General features: G+C 54.6%; 14 protein-coding genes. 8 read left to right on the forward strand and 6 right to left on the reverse strand.

Annotated features, from left to right (window positions below):
* Nucleotides 1-3: 3 nt before the first annotated feature.
* The gene (locus tag JT718_RS09485) at nt 4-696 is read right to left on the reverse strand and encodes a succinate dehydrogenase cytochrome b subunit (RefSeq protein ID WP_205502069.1); all 693 of its coding nucleotides are present in this window, start codon (nt 694-696) and stop codon (nt 4-6) included.
* Between the two features lie 347 nt (nt 697-1,043).
* Between JT718_RS09485 and JT718_RS09490 the strand changes: the two genes are divergently transcribed.
* The 3 genes from JT718_RS09490 to JT718_RS09500 all read left to right on the forward strand — a co-directional run bounded on the left by JT718_RS09490 (nt 1,044) and on the right by JT718_RS09500 (nt 6,784).
* Nucleotides 1,044-3,785 (forward strand): T9SS type B sorting domain-containing protein, encoded by a 2,742-nt coding sequence (locus tag JT718_RS09490; protein ID WP_205502071.1) that lies wholly within the window; start codon nt 1,044-1,046, stop codon nt 3,783-3,785.
* A 160-nt stretch (nt 3,786-3,945) separates the two neighbouring features.
* Nucleotides 3,946-4,821: an ACP S-malonyltransferase gene (gene fabD, locus JT718_RS09495; RefSeq protein ID WP_205502073.1), complete on the forward strand. Its 876-nt coding sequence runs from the start codon at nt 3,946-3,948 to the stop codon at nt 4,819-4,821.
* 130 nt (nt 4,822-4,951) lie between these two features.
* The gene (locus JT718_RS09500; protein WP_205502075.1) at nt 4,952-6,784 is read left to right on the forward strand and encodes a polysaccharide biosynthesis protein; all 1,833 of its coding nucleotides are present in this window, start codon (nt 4,952-4,954) and stop codon (nt 6,782-6,784) included.
* Nucleotides 6,785-7,064: 280 nt separating this feature from the next.
* Here the strand turns inward: JT718_RS09500 and folK are convergent, their stop codons facing one another.
* Entirely contained in the window at nt 7,065-7,565 is a 501-nt protein-coding gene (folK, locus tag JT718_RS09505) for a 2-amino-4-hydroxy-6-hydroxymethyldihydropteridine diphosphokinase (RefSeq protein ID WP_205502077.1), read from the reverse strand.
* A complete protein-coding gene (locus JT718_RS09510; protein WP_205502079.1) occupies nt 7,565-8,422 on the reverse strand; it encodes an alpha/beta hydrolase family protein in 858 nt (285 codons plus the stop codon). Before JT718_RS09510 ends, folK begins: the two co-directional genes overlap by 1 nt.
* Nucleotides 8,423-8,528: 106 nt before the next feature.
* Here JT718_RS09510 and JT718_RS09515 point away from each other — a divergent pair, with 106 nt between their 5' ends.
* Both JT718_RS09515 and JT718_RS09520 read left to right on the forward strand, forming a co-directional pair.
* Nucleotides 8,529-9,506, forward strand: a complete 978-nt coding sequence (locus JT718_RS09515; protein ID WP_205502081.1) for a polyprenyl synthetase family protein — start codon at nt 8,529-8,531, stop codon at nt 9,504-9,506.
* Nucleotides 9,507-9,916: 410 nt separating this feature from the next.
* The gene (locus tag JT718_RS09520; protein WP_205502083.1) at nt 9,917-10,351 is read left to right on the forward strand and encodes a hypothetical protein; all 435 of its coding nucleotides are present in this window, start codon (nt 9,917-9,919) and stop codon (nt 10,349-10,351) included.
* Between the two features lie 144 nt (nt 10,352-10,495).
* Here JT718_RS09520 and JT718_RS09525 read toward each other — a convergent pair whose 3' ends face one another.
* Nucleotides 10,496-11,746 carry a peroxiredoxin family protein gene (locus JT718_RS09525; RefSeq protein ID WP_205502085.1) on the reverse strand — a complete coding sequence of 417 codons (1,251 nt, stop codon included), beginning with the start codon at nt 11,744-11,746 and terminating at the stop codon, nt 10,496-10,498.
* A 151-nt stretch (nt 11,747-11,897) separates the two neighbouring features.
* Here JT718_RS09525 and JT718_RS09530 point away from each other — a divergent pair, with 151 nt between their 5' ends.
* Nucleotides 11,898-14,174, forward strand: coding sequence for an aconitate hydratase (locus JT718_RS09530; protein ID WP_205502087.1), 2,277 nt, complete (start codon nt 11,898-11,900; stop codon nt 14,172-14,174).
* Between the two features lie 106 nt (nt 14,175-14,280).
* Here JT718_RS09530 and JT718_RS09535 read toward each other — a convergent pair whose 3' ends face one another.
* The gene (locus JT718_RS09535) at nt 14,281-16,953 is read right to left on the reverse strand and encodes a S8/S53 family peptidase (RefSeq protein ID WP_205502089.1); all 2,673 of its coding nucleotides are present in this window, start codon (nt 16,951-16,953) and stop codon (nt 14,281-14,283) included.
* Nucleotides 16,954-17,811: 858 nt separating this feature from the next.
* Between JT718_RS09535 and JT718_RS09540 the strand changes: the two genes are divergently transcribed.
* Nucleotides 17,812-18,222 carry a response regulator gene (locus JT718_RS09540; RefSeq protein ID WP_205502090.1) on the forward strand — a complete coding sequence of 137 codons (411 nt, stop codon included), beginning with the start codon at nt 17,812-17,814 and terminating at the stop codon, nt 18,220-18,222.
* 155 nt (nt 18,223-18,377) lie between these two features.
* Here the strand turns inward: JT718_RS09540 and JT718_RS09545 are convergent, their stop codons facing one another.
* Complete coding sequence (locus JT718_RS09545; protein WP_205502092.1) at nt 18,378-18,674, reverse strand: sll1863 family stress response protein; 297 nt, start codon at nt 18,672-18,674, stop codon at nt 18,378-18,380.
* Nucleotides 18,675-18,814: 140 nt separating this feature from the next.
* On the opposite strand from JT718_RS09545, the gene JT718_RS09550 reads away from it, so the two are divergent.
* Nucleotides 18,815-20,638, forward strand: a complete 1,824-nt coding sequence (locus tag JT718_RS09550; RefSeq protein WP_205502094.1) for a TrkH family potassium uptake protein — start codon at nt 18,815-18,817, stop codon at nt 20,636-20,638.
* The last annotated feature ends 8 nt before the right edge of the window (nt 20,639-20,646 follow it).

Consider the following 20,646-nt stretch of genomic DNA (forward strand, 5'->3'; position numbering starts at 1 on the left):
GGCTTAGCTCAAAACAACGTCTTTGATGAAAAAGTAAAGGGGCATGGAGGCAAAACCAGCCGGTACCACAATAGAGAAGAAGGCCCCGAATTTCTGAATGCCCGGGGTGTATTTCTTGTGGTTGAGGCCCAGCGTGTGGAAAGCGCTGGAGAAGCCATGGTACAGGTGATAGCCCAGGGCAATCTGGCCCAACACGTAGATGAGCACGTACCACCACAGGTGGAAAGACTGCACCACCACAGAGTACAGGTCATCGTACTCTGTGCCTTCAATAGGAATCATGTTGGGCTCGCCGAAGCGGGCGCGCCAGAAGAAGTTGTACAAGTGGATGATGAGGAACACCAGGATAACGGTGCCCAGCAAGCCCATATTGCGGGAAGACCAGTTGCTGTTGTCCTGCGGGCGGTTATACGCATACTGTACCGGGCGCACGCTTTTGTTGCGGCGGGTGAGTACTAGGGCCTCGTAGATGTGGAACAGGAAGCCTAAGAGCAGCACAATCTCCATGGTGCGGATCAACGGATTGGTGGCCATGAAGTGCGAGTAGATGTTGAACGACGCGCCGCCATCATCTTTGAACAGCTGCAGGTTGCCCACCAGGTGCACCACTAAAAAAGAGCAGAGAAACAAACCAGTGACGGCTACCAGGAGTTTGCGGCCGATGCTACTGGAAAACGTTTTAGAAAACCAACTCATTTTGTTGTGTTAAGGTTGAGAAATAAGGTGTATAAAGGATTGGTAAAATCTTTCCAAAGGTACATGCCGCGCCTTTCTCAAACAATGCAACTTTCTATTTTGAATAAATCTAAATTGGGTGAAAAGTTGTGCCTGGCCATGGTAAAGTAGCATCTGTTTTGGAGTTGTTTCCTGAAAAGTAGCCCCAAAACGGCGAATGGTTCTAAACAGAACAACAGTGAACCCTTTATTTCGTTATAGCCATAAACCCTGACAAATATACCCATGGTACAACAGTTTTGTTGTAATCGTCCATGGCCAGCATCCAGATTCTTCTATATTTGTTTTTGCATGCAAACCGCTACTATATGCCTCTAGTTTTACAGAAAGTGAGAGCCTTACTGTTTGTGCTGTGCGGGCTGTTTCTGATCTCTTTGTGCACTGCGCCAGACGCGCAGGCCACCCACTTGCGCGCCGGAAACATTTTCGTCAAGAGCGACACCACGGCCGCGCGCAACCCGTTGCGGTTTTTCTTCACCCTGATCACCTACAGCGTAGCCCCTCCGCCCTTTGAGGACCTGGAGGCCACCCTGTACTTTGGCGACTGTACCAGCCAGAAGGTGCCCCGTGAGTCCAGAACCTTGCTCAGCAACGGCCAGAACAACACCTTTGTCAACATCTACCGGTTTGAGCACATCTACGCCGGACCGGGCACGTTCACAGTGACGTTTGTGGGCGAAAACCGGAACGGGGGCGTGGTGAACATTTCTTCCTCGGTGCAGCAGACCTTCTTCCTGCAAAGTACCCTTACGGTAGACCCTTTCCTGGGCATCAACCGCTCGCCCGTGCTGCAGTACGCCCCGGTAGACGTGGCCGTGCGGAACCAGATCTTCGTGCACAACCCGGGCGGCTACGACCCCGATGGCGACAGCCTGGCCTATAAACTGCTGGAGTCCAGGGTGGCAAACGGCAGCGATGCCTGCGGCAACCCACTGGGCAGAACCGCCCCCGGGTTCCGCGGACTGGAAAGCTTTCTGGGCGTCACCAACCCTGGCGGCCCGGCGGGGTTGACCCTGAACCCGTTCACCGGCCAACTGACCTGGAACACCCCCGGCGTGCTGGGTGAATTCAACATGGCCATTGTGGTGGAGGAGTGGCGTGACGGCCGCCTCATAGGGCAGGTGATCAGGGACATGCAGATCTTTGTGCGGGAAGACCCCAACAAGCCGCCGGTGCTCATCATTCCCCGGGATACCTGTATCATTGCTGGCACGCTCCTGCGCGATACCATCAGGGCCCGCGACCCAGACCGTGACCCGGTGATTATCTCGGCCATCGGGAGCATGCTGCCACCGGCCACCTTCCCTAAGCTGAACGACACCACGCACATCTTCAACTGGCAGACCAGTTGCCAGGACGTGCGCCGGGAACCCTACCAGGTATTGTTCAGGGCCGAGGACCAACCGCCCTCCGGCCGTATCAAGCTGGTAGATTTGCAACCCTGGCGCATTACCGTGGTAGGGCCGCCGCCGGTGCTGGTGTCGGCGGTGCCGCAGTCCAGCAGCAGCATCCGGCTCACCTGGAATACGTACACCTGCCCCAATGCCACCACCATGTACATTTACCGCAAAGAAGGGCCGTCTGACTTTGAGCCGGATGTCTGCGAAACGGGTATTCCGGCCTCGGCGGGGTATACGCTGGTGGGGCAGGTGAGTGCCGGCGTGGTCACTTTCCTGGACAACAACAATGGGCAAGGGCTGGAGCGGAACAAGACGTACTGCTACCGCATCTATGCCGAGTTCCCGTTGCCCGGCGGCGGCAACAGCATTGCCTCCAATGAGGTGTGCGCCACCCTGGAGTCTATCTCCATCACCAAGGTGAGCGTGACCGAAACCAGCACCACCACCGGTAAAATACGGGTGGAGTGGAGCAAGCCCAGACCGGCCAACATCGCGCAGCTGACCGCCCCGTTCCAGTACCGCCTGCTGCGGGCCCAGGGGCAGACAAGGGGCACCGGCAATACCTTCGCGCCGGTGGCGGCCTATAACTTCACCAGCCTCAACGACACCGTCTTCACCGATAACAACCTGAACACCCAGGACACCTCGTACACCTACCGGGTGGAGTTTTACCATTCGGGTACCGTGGGCACGCCTACCGTGCTGGTGGACTCGTCCTCGGCCTCCAGTGTGTTCCTGCGCGGAACGGCCAACGGGGCTACCATGGAGCTGAACTGGACCTACAATGTGCCCTGGAACAACGCCAGCACCACTGCCGATCCGCAGTACCACGTGATCTTCCTGGATGACAACGGCGACCGCGTCTTCACCCGCTATGACAGCGTGCTGGCCACCCCAACCTCGGGCACGTTCTCCCGGTCGGTGCCCCTGGAGCCCGGCCGGCAGTACCGGGTGTACGTGCAGACCGAGGGTACCTTCAACAATCCGTTCTTGCCAGACCCCATCCTGAACAACAGCCAGGAGGTGAACATCAGCCGGTTGTGCGTGCCTATCCTGGCCATTGACCAGCTGCAGTGTGACCAGAACTTCGTGCCGGGCACTCCTCCGTTCTCTAACCGGCTCACCTGGACCCTGCCTACCGGCTGTGACCCCAGCGCCATTGATTTCTTCACGCTGTACTACCGCGAAACAGATGACGGGGAGTTTGTGCGCATTGCCACCGTTGACAACACCGGCCAGGCCGTGTACGAGTACACGCACCAGGACCTGGCCTCCTACGCGGGTTGTTACGTGGTAACCGCCACCGGCTTTGACGGGCAGGAAGGCGAGCGCAGCAACGTGGTCTGCAACGAGAACTGTATTGTGTTCTCCTTGCCCAATATCTTCACCCCCAACAGCGACGGCCGAAACGATGTCTTCACCCCTAAGCAGGGCGCTACCTTTATCAGGAAAGCCACCCTTAAGGTATACAACCGCTGGGGCAACAAAGTGTTCGAGGGCAGCAGCGAACCCGGCCTCAACTGGGCGGGCGTTGACAACAACGGCAAAGCGCTCTCAGACGCCACGTACTTCTATCAGGTAGAGGTGGAGTTCTACAGCAGAACCCCAGACGTGCGCACGTTCAAAGGCTGGGTGGAGATTGTGCGCTAGAAGCCCTGCTGACAAGACCAGAAGTAAATTAAAACTTAGAATGGTGCCTGTTTCCTGGAATGGGCACCATTTTTATATCTTTGCCCTTCCCAAAATCAAACCAACCTGTTTTGGGCCCGTTTTTCAGTAATCGGGCTTGAAATGTAACAACACGCAACCAATGAAAGCATACGTATTTCCGGGCCAGGGCTCTCAGTTTGTGGGCATGGGCAAAGACCTCTATGAGCAGCACCAAACGGCCAAGGACCTTTTTGAGCGCGCCAATGACATCCTGGGCTTCCGCATCACCGACATCATGTTCAGCGGTACCGACGAAGAGCTGAAGCAAACCAAGGTGACCCAACCCGCTATTTTCCTGCACTCGGTGATTCAGGCGGCGGTGGCCGAAGACTTTGCGCCCGAGATGGTGGCCGGCCATTCGCTGGGCGAGTTCTCTGCCCTGGTGGCCAACAAGGTGCTGGCGTTTGAAGATGCCCTGCGTCTGGTGTCTAAGCGCGCCCTGGCCATGCAGAAAGCCTGCGAGGAGCAACCCTCTACCATGGCAGCCATTTTAGGCCTGGAAGACGAAAAAGTAGAGCAAATCTGCGCCGAGGTGAACGACGTGGTGGTGGCCGCCAACTACAACTGCCCCGGCCAGTTAGTGATCTCCGGTTCCATTGCCGGCGTGGAGGAAGCCTGCGAGCGCCTGAAGGCCGCCGGAGCCAAGCGGGCCCTGGTGCTGCCGGTAGGCGGCGCTTTCCATTCGCCGCTCATGAAATCTGCCGAGGCCGAACTGGAGGAAGCCATCCGGCAAACCGAGTTTAAGGAAGGAATCTGCCCGGTGTACCAGAACGTAGACGCCAAGCCGCACACAGACCCCAAAGAAATTCAGCAGAACCTCATCCAACAGCTCACCGCTCCCGTACGTTGGACCCAGTCGGTGCAGCAGATGCTCGCCGATGGCGCTACCCTCTTCATTGAGTGCGGTCCGGGCAAGGTGTTGCAGGGCTTGGTGAAGAAGATTAACAAAACCGCAGAGGTAGGGCAGGTAAGCTAATTGCCGCTTTCGCTCTAGCCAACCAGAACGTAATAACCAGATGGGGCACATGCAACAGGTTTTCGGGCAGAAAATTCCAAAACAACTGGTTTTTGGGATTGACCTCTGTTTGTGTGCCCTTTCTTTTTTAATGGCGTACTCCCTCAGGTTTAACTTTGACCTGAGCAAGTACACCGAGCTTTCCGTGGCCCAGATGCTGCCCATTGTGCTGGCGGTGCGGGCGGCGGCTTTCTTTTACAGCAGAACGTTTGCCGGCATCCTGCACTACACCAGCCTGGATGACCTGCGCAAGCTGTTTGTCGCCCTTTCGGGCAGTTCCCTGCTGCTGGTGCTGGCCCAATTGTTCTACAACAAGGTGTTGGGGTACCAGAATTTTATCCCCATCTCGGTGCTGCTCATTGACTACTTCCTGAGTCTGGTGGTGCTTTCCCTGGTGCGCGGATGGGCCAAGATTGTGCACTATGAGTGGAGCCACACCAACTCGCAGAAGGTGAACGTGGTTATCTTCGGGGCCGGTGAGGTGGGAAACATTACTCTGCGAACCCTGCAGCAGGACATGGGAACCTACTACCAGTTTGTCTCCTTCCTGGATGACGACAGCCAGAAACACCACCTGCTCATCAACGGCGTTCCCATCCAGAAGCCCGCCGATGACGTGGCGCAGCAGCTGAAAGACCTGAAGGTAGACCTGCTCATTGTGGCCGTGCAGCACCTAACCATGGCCAGAAGGCGGCAACTGGTAGAGGCGTGTCTGGAGGCGGGCGTGCAGGTCTTGGTGGTGCCGCCAGTGTACAAGTGGATCAACGGCGAACTGAGCTTCAAGCAGATCAGGGAAGTGAGGATTGAGGACATCCTGGGCCGGCCCTCGGCCGAGATTGACTCTCCCTTGCTGCACAAGGAACTGCAGAACCGCACCATTCTCATCACCGGCGCGGCGGGCTCCATCGGCAGTGAGTTGGTTCGGCAACTCATCCAGTTCAAACCCAAGCAGCTCATCTTGGTGGACCAGGCCGAATCGGCGTTGTATGACCTGGAGCTTGAGTTAACCGAACTGTACGTGAAGCTGAACTTTGAGGTGGTGCTGGGCGATATCTGCAACAAAGCCCGCATGGAGGCCGTGTTCCGCACGTTCCAGCCCCAGCTAGTCTTCCACTGCGCCGCCTACAAGCACGTGCCCGTAATGGAGGAAAACCCCACCGAATCCCTCAATACCAATATTCTGGGCACCAAAATACTGACCGATCTGGCGGTGAAGTACCAGGCCCAGAAGTTCGTGCTGCTCTCCACCGACAAAGCCGTGAACCCTACCAGCGTGATGGGCGCGTCCAAAAGGCTCTGTGAGATGTACGTGCAGGCCATGGACCATTACCTCAACGACGCCGGCAAGCAGCGCACCCGCTTTATCACTACCCGGTTCGGGAACGTGCTGGGCAGCACCGGATCGGTGATTCCAAGGTTCCGGAGCCAGATTGCCGAGGGCGGTCCCGTCACGGTCACGCACCCCGACATTTCCCGTTATTTCATGTCCATTGTTGAAGCCTGCCAGCTGGTACTGGAGGCGGCCGCGCTGGGTAAAGGGGGGGAAATCTACATCTTTGACATGGGAAACTCCATCAAGATCGTGGACCTGGCCAAAAAGATGATCAAACTCTCGGGCCTCACCCTAGGCAAGGACATTCAGCTGGTCTATACCGGCCTTCGCCCCGGCGAAAAGCTGGAGGAAGAGTTGTTCCACCAGAACGAAGCTGTGCAAGCCACCGCCCATCCTAAGATCAGGCTGGCGAACCTGCCCACCCCGCACAGCGAGCAGATCCTGAAAGAAATCCAACTCCTGATTGACCTGTTCGCCACCCAGGACAACGCCGCGGTCATCAAGAAAATGAAGCAGCTGGTACCGGAGTACGTAAGCCAGAACTCGGTGTACCAGAAGTTTGACGGAGCAGGATTTTCAGGATTGAGTTGATTTTCAGGATTATGAAGCAGGATTTTCTGGATTATGAAAATCTTCAGGATTGGATTGGTAAGAAATGCTTAATAGGGTGACGTGCGTTTTTGGTCTGGTTTTATGAGAAAAGGCTGAAAACGCAGTTAGTTCCTATTATCATAAAATGGAACGTGGAAGCTAGAGTGAACCGGCTCAAAATACTCTTGAGCCAACATTCCAAATCCTGAAAATTTTCATAATCCAGAGAATCCTGCTTCTTGATCCAAAAAATCCTGCTAATCCAATCCTGAAAATTAATTCAATCCTGAAAATCCTGCTTCAGGAACGTCTTCACCTCCAATGGGTCAGGGCACTCTTGCAGTAATTGAGTCATGGTTTTCTGCAGCACCGGGTGCACAAACTCTGGGGCAACTTCCGCCAGGGGCGTTAAGGTAAAGCGGCGGAGATGGAGCTGGGGATGGGGGAGGTGCAGTTGGGGCGTTTCAAGGATTTCCTGGCCGTAGAACAACACGTCAATGTCAATGACGCGGGCGCCCCAGCGTTCCTTTCTGATGCGGCCCAGGTCTTGTTCAATGCGTTGGGTGAGCGCCAGCACCACCCGGGGGGTAAACCGGGTCTCAAACACCAACACCTGGTTCAGGAACGGAGGTTGATCTTCCAGGCCCCAGGCGGCGGTTTCGTAGAGCTTCGATTTTTGCACCGTTTTCCCGAAAACAGCCGATAATTGGGCTGCTGCCTCCCGCAGGTAAAAAAGCCGGTCGCCCAGGTTGCTGCCCAGGAGTAGGTAAATAGGTGTCATCAGAGGCGTTCCAGGGCTTGCTGAAAAAAGTGAATGGTTTTGTCGGCGGCGGCTTTGGCCAGGGTGGGCAATTCATTGTACTCGTACGGGTGCCGCCCCCCGAAGGAATGGTCGCCGTTGGGCAGCAGGTGCAGCTCGGCAAACGGATTGCGGGCGTGCAGGTCATGGGCCATCTGTACGGGCAGGGTTTCGTCGCGCTCGCCGTGCAGAATGAGCAGCGGAATCTGGAGCTTCTCCACGGCTTTGGGAATGTTCAAGCGCTCTTTGTTGGCCAGGTAGTTCTCTACCAATTGGTAGTACAATGGCATCTGCTGGCCGGTGCGCGCGTTGGCAATGTACTGCACCCCATCCTGCTTCCACTTCTCCATCACCTGGGGGGACCAGCGCTGGTCTATGTCACTGATGGCCGACCACGTGGCAACGCCCGTCACGTGCGCCGACTCGGCGGCTTTCAGGAGCACCAATCCGCCGCCCCGGCTGTGGCCGATGAGGAACATAAAATCGGCGTCCATTTCCTGGGCCGGAATCTGGGCCGGGGTGTTCTTCAGGTGAGAAATGAGGGTTTCCACGTCGTCCAGTTCAATGCAGAAATTGTTGTTGCCGAAGGCTTCCAGGTTGGTGAGGTCATGGCCGTTGGGCTCCACGCCGTTGTGCGAGAGGTTGAGCTTCACAAACACAAAGCCGTGGTGGGCAAAATAGTCGGCTAAGAGGTTAAAGTGGCCCCAATCCTTGAAGCCTTTGAAGCCGTGCACAAACACCACCACGGGTTTGGCCTGGCCGTCTGGCAGCCAGCGGGCGTCTACGGCAAAGTCGCGGCCGTGCGGCGAGGGGAGAAGGAAGTCTGCGCGTTGGATCATACAAACGAAATAACAGGAAAGCCAACGAAGTAACGCCGCATTCACGGGAATTCCAAACCCGGCGTTTGCTTCTGAGGGCGCAGGCTCGTAATATTGCGCCCGAGAGATGAGCAGCCCCTTAAACCAGATACAGGCCCCGATTGCAGTGGAGATGCAGGAGTTCGAGAAGAAGTTCCGCCAGTCTATGCAATCTAACGTGCTGCTGCTGGACAAGATCATGGGCTACATTGTGAAGCGCAAGGGCAAGCAGATGCGCCCCATGTTTGTGTTCTTCATGGCCAAGCTCATTCAGGAGCGGGTGCCCGATGCCACCTACCGCGGCGCCGCCCTCATTGAACTGCTGCACACCGCCACCCTGGTGCACGATGACGTGGTAGATGACTCCAACTACCGCCGCGGCTTCTTCTCGGTGAATGCCCTCTGGAAAAACAAGATTGCCGTGCTGGTGGGCGACTACCTCCTCTCCAAAGGGCTGCTGCTTTCCCTGAACCATGATGATTTCGGGCTGCTGAAGATTGTGAGCAACGCCGTGCGCGAGATGAGCGAGGGCGAACTGCTGCAGATGGAGAAAGCCCGCCGCCTTGACATCACCGAAGAGGTGTATTTTGATATTATCCGGCAGAAAACCGCTTCGCTCATTGCCTCCTGCTGCGCCGTGGGCGTGTCTTCGGTAGGGGCCGATGCGGAGACCGTGGAGCGCGCCCGCCTGTTCGGCGAGAAAGTAGGCCTGGCGTTTCAGATCAAAGATGATTTGTTTGACTACGGCACCGCCGAGATTGGCAAGCCCGTGGGCATTGACATTAAGGAGAAAAAGATGACCCTGCCGCTCATCTATTCCCTGCAGCAGGCCGACTGGCTCACCAAGCGCCGCGTCATCTACAACGTGAAAAACAACAACGGCAAAGCCGACCGGATCAACGCGGTCATTGACTTCGTGAAAAAGTCCGGCGGGCTGGAGTACTCCATCCAGTGCATGAATAATCTCCACGCCGAGGCGCTGCAACTGCTCCACACCTTTCCGGCTTCGCCCTCGCGTGATTCCCTGGAGCAGCTCATCCGCTATACCATAGAGCGCGAGAAGTAGGCGCTTTTCCGTTTTGGGGCCATTTTACCAGAAAGAGCCCGGAAACAGGCCTGCCCCTAATCGTGCTTTCAGGAACCCTGCACCCGTGGAATGCCTCCAAGCATGTACAACTTTATAGAATTCCGCCTATATTGCTGATAAGATCAAACAAGGGTAAGGCCCCGTTGCTGACAAGTGGAGGGTTTTGCTTGGCGGTTTGGATGATCCTGAGTGCTTTCTGGAGAAACGCGGCCCTTAATAGTTACTGAAAGGTTGGACCAACCGCTGAATCATCAGTTCTTTTTAGAGTGACTGCAGGCTTGGACTGGGCATCGGCGGCCATTCTTTGGGTACCTTACCAAGTAGATTTTCTATTTCATTCACTATTCTAGTACAAGATTGGCCCTGTAGAAGGGGCCCAAAGAACGGCAATGACTATTTTATTGGTGCTTTCCCTTTTTGTTTTCCCCCCGTCCAATACTCCCGTTCAGGAACCGCAAACATCAGAACCCTGGGAGATACCCGCCCCTGAGTTGGTGCAGCCAGATCCGGGCAAGAAGAAAAAGCTGGTGGAAAAGCTGTATGAAAAAACCCTGGTGGCCCTGACCAAAAGCGAAAACGCGGGCATCAGATGTTCGGCCTTTTTCACCCTGGTGAAGGTAGACAATGAAGAAGTGAAGGAGATTTTTCTCCAGCACCTGGAGGATGATGAACGGTTCTTTCTTGGTTTTGTGTGGGATTACCTGGCCAAGTTTGACCGGGTGAACCAATTTATGCTGGAACTGCTGCACCCCGAAAGGTCTAAAAGCAGCTACCGGCTAACCCCGCAGGAATACGAAAAATACCGAAAGCTCATCTATGAGTAAGTGAAATCCAGACGGTGTCATCGGCTTTAATTCTGAAAAGATAGATGCTTGTTTTCAGGTCATTTTCTTAATAATACGCCCAAAACAGAAAGGGGCAGATTCGCTATTGAATCTGCCCCTTTCTGTTTTTTAACCTTGTCAGGCTTATTTCTCGGCCAGAAGTTGGTCAACGGTTTGGTTGAACTCCTGCACAAACTCATCATAGTATTTGCCAGTGCCGGGACCCGAGAAGCCGGTGTGTATCTTGCGTACTTTGCCCTGCTTGTCAATGAAAATGGTGGTAGGGAAGGAGAGCACATGGTTGAGCGCCGGCAATGATTGGGCCACCAGTTCTTTGTCTTTGGTGCCGCCAATCAACAGGGGGTAGGTCACGTTCAGGCGGTCGCGCATTTTCTCCACGCGGGCCTTAGCCTTGTCAAACTCGGGGCTCACCTCATAGCCAAGGCCCACCACCTCTACGCCGCGGTCTTTGTTTTTCGCGTACCAGGGGGCCAGGAACTTGGTCTCGTCCATGCAGTTGGGGCACCAGGACCCGAAGATCTGGGCCACCACCACTTTGCCCTTGAACTGCGGGTCTGAGAGCGACACTTTCTTGCCGTTCAGGTCCGGGAAAGAGAAATCCAGGCGGTCATAGCCGGGTTTCAGGTAGGTGAGCGTATCGGCCGAGGCCAGTTGGAAGGCATCGTTTCGTTTGGCGGTCCAGGTCTCGTGGCTTGATTTTCCGGCGTAGAAATCACCGGCCAGGGTGCCGTTGGGTTGGGCCGAGGCCTTGAACAGGTAAGCGTGCGCCCCGTCAAACGCCGACAGCTGCAGGTCACTGCCGCTCACCTCGCCCTGCAGGTAGCGGTAGTCGCCGGTGTTGGTCAGGAAGGTGCCGGTCAGCTGGTTGCCTTGCTGCACAAACTCGCCAATGGCCGGGTAGGTTTTGCCGGCCTCGCCGGTAAACTGCACTTCCCATTTTCCGGAAACGTCAACGGCTGGTTTGGCCGGGTTTTGGGAAAAACGGCTCAGATTCCCCCGCTCCGCCCTAAAGGGCAGGCTGTAGGGCTGGGCCTGGTCGCGCCGTTCCCAGCGGCCAGCGAGCTTGTCGCCCTCTACCTTGGCAATGAGTGTGGCGTCAAAGATGTGCATCTGCAGCCGCACACTGTCCTGGGAATGAGAAATTTCGTTAATCAAAATTTTCTCTTCTCCGTTAATTAAATGCGCCACCGGTTTACCTCCTTCATCAGAGACGGTAAAGTTGAACGGCATTTCCTGGCCGCTTACCTCAATGATACCGCGCCAGGAGCCCGGTTTCAGCTCGTCCGTCGTTGAAGAAGAGGAGCAGGCCTGCAGGCCGCCGGTGACCGTTAAAACGGATAAAAATGAGAATCTGAAAAGGGCATTTTTGATCATTGGGCAAAAGTACGGTACGCCACTTGAATTTCGGGCAAGCGCCCGCAAAAACCTTTTTTAGGGGTAAATTTAAAAGTTTGTGTAAAAGTGTTCTGTTTGCGACATTTGTGCGCGACGTTAGCACTGAACTAAAATAATACAAAGCAGATCTATGGCATTTGATGTAGACATGATCAAGGCGGTGTATGCCAATCTGGGTGACCGGATTGCGGCAGCACGTACGGCGGTAGGCCGGCCTTTAACTCAGACTGAGAAAATTCTTTACGCCCACTTATACAATGGTGCAGCCACCCAGGCGTATGAGCGGGGTAAATCTTACGTTGACTTTGCGCCAGACCGCGTAGCCATGCAAGACGCTACGGCCCAGATGGCTTTGCTTCAGTTCATGCAGGCGGGCCGTCCAACGGTGGCCGTTCCTTCTTCGGTACACTGCGACCACTTGATCCAGGCCCGCGTGGGCGCTGACCAGGATTTGGCCGAGGCATACGCAGAGAACAAAGAGGTATACGATTTCTTAGCTTCTGTTTCAAATAAATACGGTATCGGGTTCTGGAAACCAGGTGCGGGGATCATCCACACCGTAGTGTTTGAGAACTACGCCTTCCCGGGCGGAATGATGATCGGGACTGACTCCCACACCCCTAACGCGGGTGGTCTGGGGATGATCGCCATTGGGGTAGGCGGTGCCGATGCCGTTGACGTAATGGCCGGCATGGCCTGGGAACTGAAATTCCCGAGAGTAATTGGCGTGAAGCTGACCGGCAAAATGAGCGGTTGGACTGCACCCAAAGACGTAATCCTGAAAGTGGCGGGTATCCTGACCGTGAAAGGCGGTACCGGGGCCATTGTGGAATACTTCGGCGAAGGTGCCAAAACCATTTCCTGCTCCGGTAAGTCTACCATCTGTAACATGGGTGCCGAGATTGGGGCCACCACCTCTGTTTTCGCCTATGATGACACCATGGCCGAGTACCTGAGAGGCACTGACCGCGCCGAAATCGCTGACCTGGCGAGCGGCGTGGCCGAGCACCTGCGGGCCGATGACGAGGTGTACGCCAACCCAGAGGCGTTCTATGACCAACTGATTGAGATCAACCTGAGCGAGCTGGAGCCGCACGTGAACGGTCCGTTCACGCCAGATGCCGCCTGGCCTATCTCTCAGTTTGCCGCTGCGGTGCGTGAGCACGGCTGGCCCGCCAAACTGGAAGTAGGGTTGATCGGGTCTTGCACCAACTCTTCGTATGAAGACCTCACCCGTGCCGCTTCCCTGGCCAGACAGGCCGTAGACAAAGGCTTGGTGGTAAACGCCGAGTACACCATTACCCCAGGTTCTGAGGTGGTACGTTACACCGCCGAGCGCGATGGTATCCTGGAGACCTTCTCTGAGATTGGTGGCGTGGTATTGGCCAACGCCTGTGGGCCGTGCATCGGGCAGTGGGCGCGCCACACCGATGACCCTAAGCGCAAGAACTCCATCATTACTTCGTTCAACCGTAACTTCGCCAAGCGCAACGACGGTAACCCGAACACCCACGCATTTGTGGCTTCGCCCGAGATTGTGACCGCTTTCGCCATTGCCGGTGATTTGACCTTCAACCCGTTAACTGATAAACTCACCAATAAAAACGGGGAGCAGGTGATGCTGGATGAGCCAACCGGTATCCAGTTCCCAGCCAACGGCTTTGCCGTGGAAGATGCCGGTTACGTGGCTCCGGCCGTTGACGGTAGCAGCGTACAGGTGGTGGTAGACCCTGCGTCTGACCGTCTGCAGCTGTTGGAAGGCTTCCAGCCTTGGAACGGACAGGACTACACTGGTCTGCGCCTGTTGATCAAAGCCCAGGGCAAGTGTACCACTGACCACATCTCTATGGCGGGTCCGTGGTTGAAATACCGTGGCCACCTGGACAACATCTCCAACAACATGTTGATTGGGGCCGTGAACGCGTTCAACGGCGAAACCAACAGCGTGAAGAACTTCCTGGTACAGGGCGAAGGATATGACGAAGTTCCAAGAGTGGCCCGTACCTACAAAGCGGCCGGTATTGGCACCGTAGTAGTAGGCGACGAGAACTACGGCGAAGGTTCTTCGCGCGAGCACGCGGCCATGGAGCCCCGTCACCTGGGAGTGAAAGTGGTGTTGGTGAAATCATTCGCCCGTATCCACGAAACCAACCTGAAGAAGCAAGGCATGCTGGCCCTCACTTTCGCCAACAAAGAAGACTACGACCGTGTGTTGGAGGACGATTTGATTGACGTAATTGGCCTGACCAACTTCACGCCAGGTGTTCCGTTGCAAGTGGTGCTGCACCACAAAGATGGTACTACCCACACCTTTGAGGCCAACCACACCTACAACCAAGGCCAGATTGAGTGGTTCAAAGCCGGTTCAGCGCTTAACCTGATCCGTTTGCAGCAGCAAAACGCGTAATCATAAGTGAACCCATAAAAAAGGAGAGGCGACCAAGTGGTCGCCTCTCCTTTTTTATGGGCTTGGGTTTTGGAGCCAATTCCTGAAAAATAGCCTTAAAATAGCTTTACTTCACAACGGACAGTTTATGGGTCACCACCCCGGCAGAGGAGGTGATCCGCAGGTAATAAAGCCCTGCCGCCAAATGGCTGTAGTCCAATTCCAGTTTGCCCTTCCTCTGAAAACTGTGCTGCGACGTTACCTGCCCGCTGTTGTCTACCAGCTGCACCGTAACTGCTGACTGCTGCAGAGCGGGCGGCAGGGTGATGGTCACGCGCCCCTGGGTGGGGTTCGGATACACCGCCATCGCATCAGCGCCAGGCTCCGGAGCCGAGGTGACCGTTCTGCCCATCTTCAGCTGCTGGTACTTGGCCAAAGCGGCGGCGGCATTCTTTTTCAGGTCCGCCAGGGACTCACCGGCCACCAGGGCAAAGGCCACCGTGTCTGACTCCTGTGGAGCCAACGGCCTGACGGCAGACGAGATCATGAAGTATACGTCCTTTCCGGCCTCGGCACCGGCTTTCTCCCGCTGTACGCCACCCGACAAAGCCTGGTACTTCTCCTTGGTGGTAAAGCCATCGGCTAGATTGATCGTGCCCGGTCCTGAGTCGTTGTCCAGGGCGTAAAACCCAGGGGCCCCTGAAGACAGTAACTGGATTCCTGCCAGCACACTGTTGTCGGTGGCATGCCTGGTCAGCCCCAGGCGCAGTTGACCGTCCCACTCGGCAATGTTCCTGGACGCTGAAATAATGTCCCAGTCGGCAAACATTCCCGCAAACACGTTTTCAAGGGGGGCCGTGGTGCGGTTGGTAAGGATGTACTCCAGTACTACAAACTCGCGGTTGGGAGCCTCTGCCCACGCAAATACGTTCTGCTGAATGCGCAGGCTTCCGGTCTTGGTCTGGGTGAGCGAATCTTCCATGAGGTTAGAGGCATGAAAGTCGGCGTACGGCGAATGGTTTTTCCGCTGCAGATTGGTGACGGCGTAGAAATCATGGTCCGTGCTTCCTTTCTCATTCCTGACATTGTCTGACACATGCTCTGGCGAATACCCAATAAGCAGGCCGCCCTCGGCCAGCAGTGGGTTTTTCTTGAACAGCACTCCCTTGCCCTGGCTGTAGTTGAGGCCGTCATATCCAATGTTTCCGGTACTCATGACAGAGGCCATCAGGTTATTCACGTCCGTGGTGAGGTAATCTGGGTTAAGAATCAACCTGATGTACTGGTAGTCGGTGTAGGTGCCGCTGCTGAACCCAAACCGGATGGTAACCTGGGTGTTGCTAGGGGTGTTGTCCGCTATCTTTATTCTAAATGGGGTAGCCTGGTTATTGGTGCTGGCCAGGGTGGCCATGCTCTCCAAGGTTACGGTTCCCTGGGTAATCTGCAGATGGGGGCTGCTGCTGGTAAGGGTGACGGTTACGTTGGCCACCGGCGAAAGGTAGTTTTTGAAGTTGCCCACCAGTTCCATGACTCCGCCCGGCACCAGCACAGAAGCCCCGGATAAATCCCAGGAGGTAAGCCTAACGGAGACCGGTGCCTCCTCTGAGAGGGCCCGGTATACATTAAGCCGACCTTTGCCCAATTTCTCCAGGTACGGAGCGTTGCCTGGCAGGGAGTACCTGTCATCAGACGTTACCCGTAGGCGCTCGGCAATCTGCAGCGCGTTCAAGGTTGGGTAGAAGCTTCTGAGCAGCGCGGCGGCTCCCGCCACCTGGGGAGAAGCGTAGGAGGAACCAGTCCCAGTGATGTAAGAAGCATCGTTGGCGTTACCGGTGGTGTAAACGTCTACTCCTTGGGCACCCAGATCAATATGGTGACTATAGGTGTGGCTGCCCCCTTTCACGTCATCTTTATCCAAGGCAGCTACTGACAGCACGTTGTCATAGGAAGCCGGATAGAAGTTCAGTTCATCATTGGTATTACCGGCGGCCGCCACAATTACCACATCGCGGTTGATAGCCGCGTAGTTGATGACATCTTGCTCAAAGGCCGAAGCAAAGCTCGCCGCGCCCCAGGACAGGTTAATGACTTTGCATCCCCGATCGGCCGCGTACACTATTGCCTCATATCCCCTGAACGAGCCTGTAGGGGTAGACGCGAAGATCTTGACCGGAAGAAATTTGCAGTTGAAACCTACCCCTGCAATTCCAAGGGCGTTGTCTGCCTGGGAGGATGCAATGCCCGTCACGTGGGTGCCATGGCCGTTGGCATTGGCAGTGGGGTCATTGTCATTGTCGGCAAAGTCCCATCCCATGAAGTTGTCTACGTAGCCGTCCTGGTCGTTGTCAATGCCGTCTAAGGGATCATTGTAATTGTATTTTAGATTGTTCTTCAAGTCCTGGTGGGTAAGCTTGACACCCGTGTCCAGGATACCGATTACCACCGAGGTGTCGCCTTTGGTCAGGTCCCAAGCTTTGTAGGCCCCAATCTTCTTCAGGTAAGGCTGGGAGCCAGTTACCGAGTCGGCTTTGGGGTCATTGGGTACGTGCAGGGGCTCATGTAAGTACAGGGGTTCCACATACTCCACCAGTCCGGTAGCCAGCAACTGCTTTTTTACCTGTTCAAAAGACTGACCCGGCGAGTACCTGAGTTCATAAATCAAGGAAAGGTCCACTGCGTTTTTGCCCAGGGTCCTGGCCGAAGCGGAAGGGCTGGCATGCGGAAATTTCTGAGTAGCTTGGCTGGTTGCTACCTTCTGCACCACTTGCTGCAGGGCGGAGGGCGCAGCGCTTCGGGCCATGGCATTTTTAGCCGTAGCCTTTAATTTGTAAACCAAAGTATTAGGTTCTGTTTTGGGTCTGTTCTGCGCCCGGGTTTCGGGACCTGCAAAACCAATCAGTATGAAAAACGCCAGAAAGAGGCAGCAGGAAAGGTGTTTCATTGGTGGCAAAGTAAAAATATACTCAATAGCGCTTGGGGTTTTTCGTTAGAATTAGCTGCAGACGCGGCAAAAGATCACAAGTGGAAGTTGTATTTTTCTTCCTTACGAGCGCTCATTTGATTTGTATGCCTGAAATATAGACCTTTTTAGTTTTAATAGGAATAGTCTATATTATTATTGTTAAAATTTTATTTACCGATTTTTGGTATGATGGTCATACACTGTCTTTTACAAGCACCAGCGAGGACCTTTGTTTTTGAAGGTGGTGGTAAAGAGTAAAGCCCTAAGCGGTGTCATGCCTCAGCAGAACGGCAGCAGCGAAGGTTGAAAAAGCTGTAGGGCCAGGAAAGCAGGCAATTTGCAGATCTGAAGCCTTCCAGAAGCTAACTGAAACTTATCAGTTTTACCAACCGCTCAACAACGTAGGGCAGGCCAGCAGCCAAAGGGCAAACCAGGTGCCTGATCCAGAGAAGCTTTCCGGCTAAAAAACAGGTCATCAAAAAAGGATTTTAGGCAGACAGGTAGGCGGGCGGCAATATCTTGCTGAAATAGGCCTAAAAAATTGGGGAGTAGCGTTACGTGTGTTAATTTCGGCGCTCTTTATTCTAAAACGACAAGAACTTGTTCCCGAACCGGGGTGAACGATGCTGAATGAAAAAGCAGACCGCCGGAACGGGAAGAACCGCGTGTAGAGTGTTTTCAAGGACCACTTAAAAAATGACTAAGTACCGGAAAGTATTTTTGATTGATGATGACGAGATCCACAACTTCCTTTGCGAAAGCGTGATCAAGAGTCAGGGGTTTGCGGACACCGTGAACAGTTATTTATGGGCAGAAGAAGCGTTAACCTCGCTGCACCACCTGGTGCAGAACGCCCCCCAGGATTTCCCCGAGATTATTTTCCTGGACATAAACATGCCGGGCATGGACGGCTGGGAGTTTATTGAGGAGTATCGCAAGCTGCCCGCGGAGTTCACCCAGAAGTGCCTGCTCTTCGTGCTGTCCTCGGCAGTGGACAAAAACGACATCATGCACGCCCGCACCTTGTCTGAGGTGAACGACTTCTTTTCCAAGCCGCTTACCTCAGACATTCTGAGCATCATCACAGAGCAGTATTCCAAAAATTAAGGCAGAGGGCGTGCGTAACGCCTTGTGCAATAAGAAAGCGTTTAGGGGCTGTTTTCAGCAAAACAGCCCCTAAACGCTTTCCTTTTATCTGGGAATGGCTCTTTCATGGCCTGCCCTGAGAGAACATGCCCGCTTAGGAACGCCTGTAAAAAGGGTTAGAAAAGCTTCTTGATGCCATCGGTAAGGTCGTCCAGGCCTTTTTTAATGTCCTGCCAGGTGCTCTCGGTATGGCCGGAGGTGTTGTCCAGTTTCTGGGCGATGAGCGCGCGCTTGGCCTCCAGGGCCGCAATGTGCTTGTGGTACGTGTTGTTTGAGTCTGCAGTGGTGGCATTGGCGCGGCCCTGCAATACTTTTATCTTGGAGTCCAGTTCGTGCAGGCTTTGCCGTATCTCGTTCTCGTTCAGGTGTTCCGGAGCCCGCATGTGCTCGGGTTTCAGATTATAGGTATCCATGATCGTCTGGGTTTGTAGTTTCCATTTGCTTTTTAAGTACTTTGGTGGGCTGAAAATGTTCCGGCTTCTTTGCTTTTGTTTCGTAAACGGGGGCAATCAGGACGTTCAGCTACGTGAAGAGACCGGCGTGGCCAAGCAACATGATCCAACCAAAACATCACCGTACTATTTCGCCGCTACAGGCTGCCCTCAGGAATACCCCCAAGGCGGTAGATTACCTGGATGCGTTCTTGCTGTACCTGAGCAGCCTGGGGCTATTGGTTTTTCTCTATGACATTGGATACGAGCAGGTGGGGGATGCGGGGCAATGGCTGCATTACTTTTACCACGTATTCTTTCTTATTGTCTTAGCAGCGGTAAGCATAAGAATTTTGGTGCTTGTCAAGCAGGAGGTACGAAGGCCGTCTTTGATCTTTGAGGGGCTGTTGCTGGCCTTTATGCTGGTGGAACTCATAGCCAGGTTCCTGCTCCTGAACAAAGTGACCAGCGCCAGTACCCTGTTGCGGTTCTTTGACAGCGAGCAACCTCTTCATTTTATCATCTTCTATGTTTTCTTCATAGAAGTCTCCAAGAAAACCCTGCTTTTCTACCGGGGCACGGTGCATCCCGCTTTACTGTTTGTGCTGAGCTTTGTGTTCCTTGTGGCGGTGGGCACGTTGCTGCTGCTGTTGCCTCAGGCTACGTTCAGGGGAATACGTTTCATTGATGCCCTGTTTACCGCCACAAGCGCGGTGTGCGTCACAGGGCTTGTCACCCTAGACACGGCTACTGTATTCACACCTACGGGAAAGGTGATCATCCTTATCCTGATTCAGGTAGGAGGCTTGGGAATTATGACCTTCGCCAGTTTCTTTGGCATTTTCTTCCAGGGTGCTTCCCTCAAGAGTTCTTTGTACATGAAAGACTGGCTGAACGAAGACAATCTGGGGCAGATCACCCAGACCCTTTTCAAAATCGTGAGCTTTACCCTGGGGCTGGAATTGTTAGGGGCCCTGCTGCTGTATGGGGTCATCCAGGGTATTCCGGACGAGGTTATGCCTGACAAGCTCAGCTTTGCGGTATTCCATTCCGTGTCGGCGTTGTGTAATGCAGGGTTCTCTACTTTATCGCTGGGTCTGTATGATCCTATCGTGCGTTTTAATTACCCTTTACAGATTATCATTGCCGTTCTGATTATTCTGGGAGGGCTGGGCTTTCCTATTGTGTTCAACCTTTACCGGTACATCAGATACAAAACGCTTACCTGGTTGAACACCCTCCTTCCAACCCAGCCCAGGAAGCACACGCCCCGGGTCCTGAACGTGAACACCCTGCTGGTGACCATCACCTCGCTGATTCTGCTGGCGGCAGGCATGGTCGTGTACTTTCTGTTGGAGTACAACAACACGCTGGCCGAGCATGGTTTGCCGGGCAAGATTGTGGGAGCCTTCTTTGGGTCGGTGACGCCCAGAACGGCGGGCTTCAACACCGTAAACATGGCGGCGCTCACGGCACCCACCATTTTGCTGTACCTGCTGCTGATGTGGATTGGCGCTTCCCCCGCTTCCATGGGCGGCGGGATCAAGACCACTACCATTGCGGTGGCGTTCCTGAATATCTATAGCCTGGCGCGGGGTAAGAACAGGGTGGAAGTGTTTAAAAGAGAACTGGAAAAGGAATCGGTGTACAAAGCATTTGCCATCATCATGCTTTCCTTGCTGGTGATTGGGTTGGCGGTGTTTCTGATTACCTTATTTGATCCGGAAATGGGGCTGGCTGCGGTTGCCTTTGAATGCTTTTCGGGCTTCAGTACCGTTGGGCTTTCGGTGGGTATCACCGGGCTGCTGAGTGCGCCCAGCAAGGTTGTCCTGGTCGTAACTATGTTCCTGGGGAGGGTAGGCACCCTTACCTTGATCATCGGGCTGTTCCGGAAAGTGTCTACGTTGCGCTACCGGTACCCTAAAGAAACCATCATTATCACGTAACAGATCAA

Source organism: Rufibacter psychrotolerans (assembly GCF_016924645.1).
Lineage (GTDB): Bacteria > Bacteroidota > Bacteroidia > Cytophagales > Hymenobacteraceae > Nibribacter > Nibribacter psychrotolerans.

Excerpts from the sequence above, each read along its gene's own strand:
- JT718_RS09540 (WP_205502090.1), top strand. The coding sequence starts at position 17,812 with ATGACTAAGTACCGGAAAGTATTTTTGATTGATGATGACGAGATCCAC.
- JT718_RS09490 (WP_205502071.1), top strand. The coding sequence starts at position 1,044 with ATGCCTCTAGTTTTACAGAAAGTGAGAGCCTTACTGTTTGTGCTGTGC.
- JT718_RS09550 (WP_205502094.1), top strand. The coding sequence starts at position 18,815 with ATGATCCAACCAAAACATCACCGTACTATTTCGCCGCTACAGGCTGCC.
- JT718_RS09535 (WP_205502089.1), bottom strand. The coding sequence starts at position 16,953 with ATGGCCCGAAGCGCTGCGCCCTCCGCCCTGCAGCAAGTGGTGCAGAAG.
- fabD (WP_205502073.1), top strand. The coding sequence starts at position 3,946 with ATGAAAGCATACGTATTTCCGGGCCAGGGCTCTCAGTTTGTGGGCATG.
- JT718_RS09545 (WP_205502092.1), bottom strand. The coding sequence starts at position 18,674 with ATGGATACCTATAATCTGAAACCCGAGCACATGCGGGCTCCGGAACAC.
- JT718_RS09485 (WP_205502069.1), bottom strand. The coding sequence starts at position 696 with ATGAGTTGGTTTTCTAAAACGTTTTCCAGTAGCATCGGCCGCAAACTC.
- JT718_RS09500 (WP_205502075.1), top strand. The coding sequence starts at position 4,952 with ATGGCGTACTCCCTCAGGTTTAACTTTGACCTGAGCAAGTACACCGAG.
- JT718_RS09525 (WP_205502085.1), bottom strand. The coding sequence starts at position 11,746 with ATGATCAAAAATGCCCTTTTCAGATTCTCATTTTTATCCGTTTTAACG.
- folK (WP_205502077.1), bottom strand. The coding sequence starts at position 7,565 with ATGACACCTATTTACCTACTCCTGGGCAGCAACCTGGGCGACCGGCTT.
- JT718_RS09510 (WP_205502079.1), bottom strand. The coding sequence starts at position 8,422 with ATGATCCAACGCGCAGACTTCCTTCTCCCCTCGCCGCACGGCCGCGAC.
- JT718_RS09515 (WP_205502081.1), top strand. The coding sequence starts at position 8,529 with ATGAGCAGCCCCTTAAACCAGATACAGGCCCCGATTGCAGTGGAGATG.
- JT718_RS09530 (WP_205502087.1), top strand. The coding sequence starts at position 11,898 with ATGGCATTTGATGTAGACATGATCAAGGCGGTGTATGCCAATCTGGGT.
- JT718_RS09520 (WP_205502083.1), top strand. The coding sequence starts at position 9,917 with ATGACTATTTTATTGGTGCTTTCCCTTTTTGTTTTCCCCCCGTCCAAT.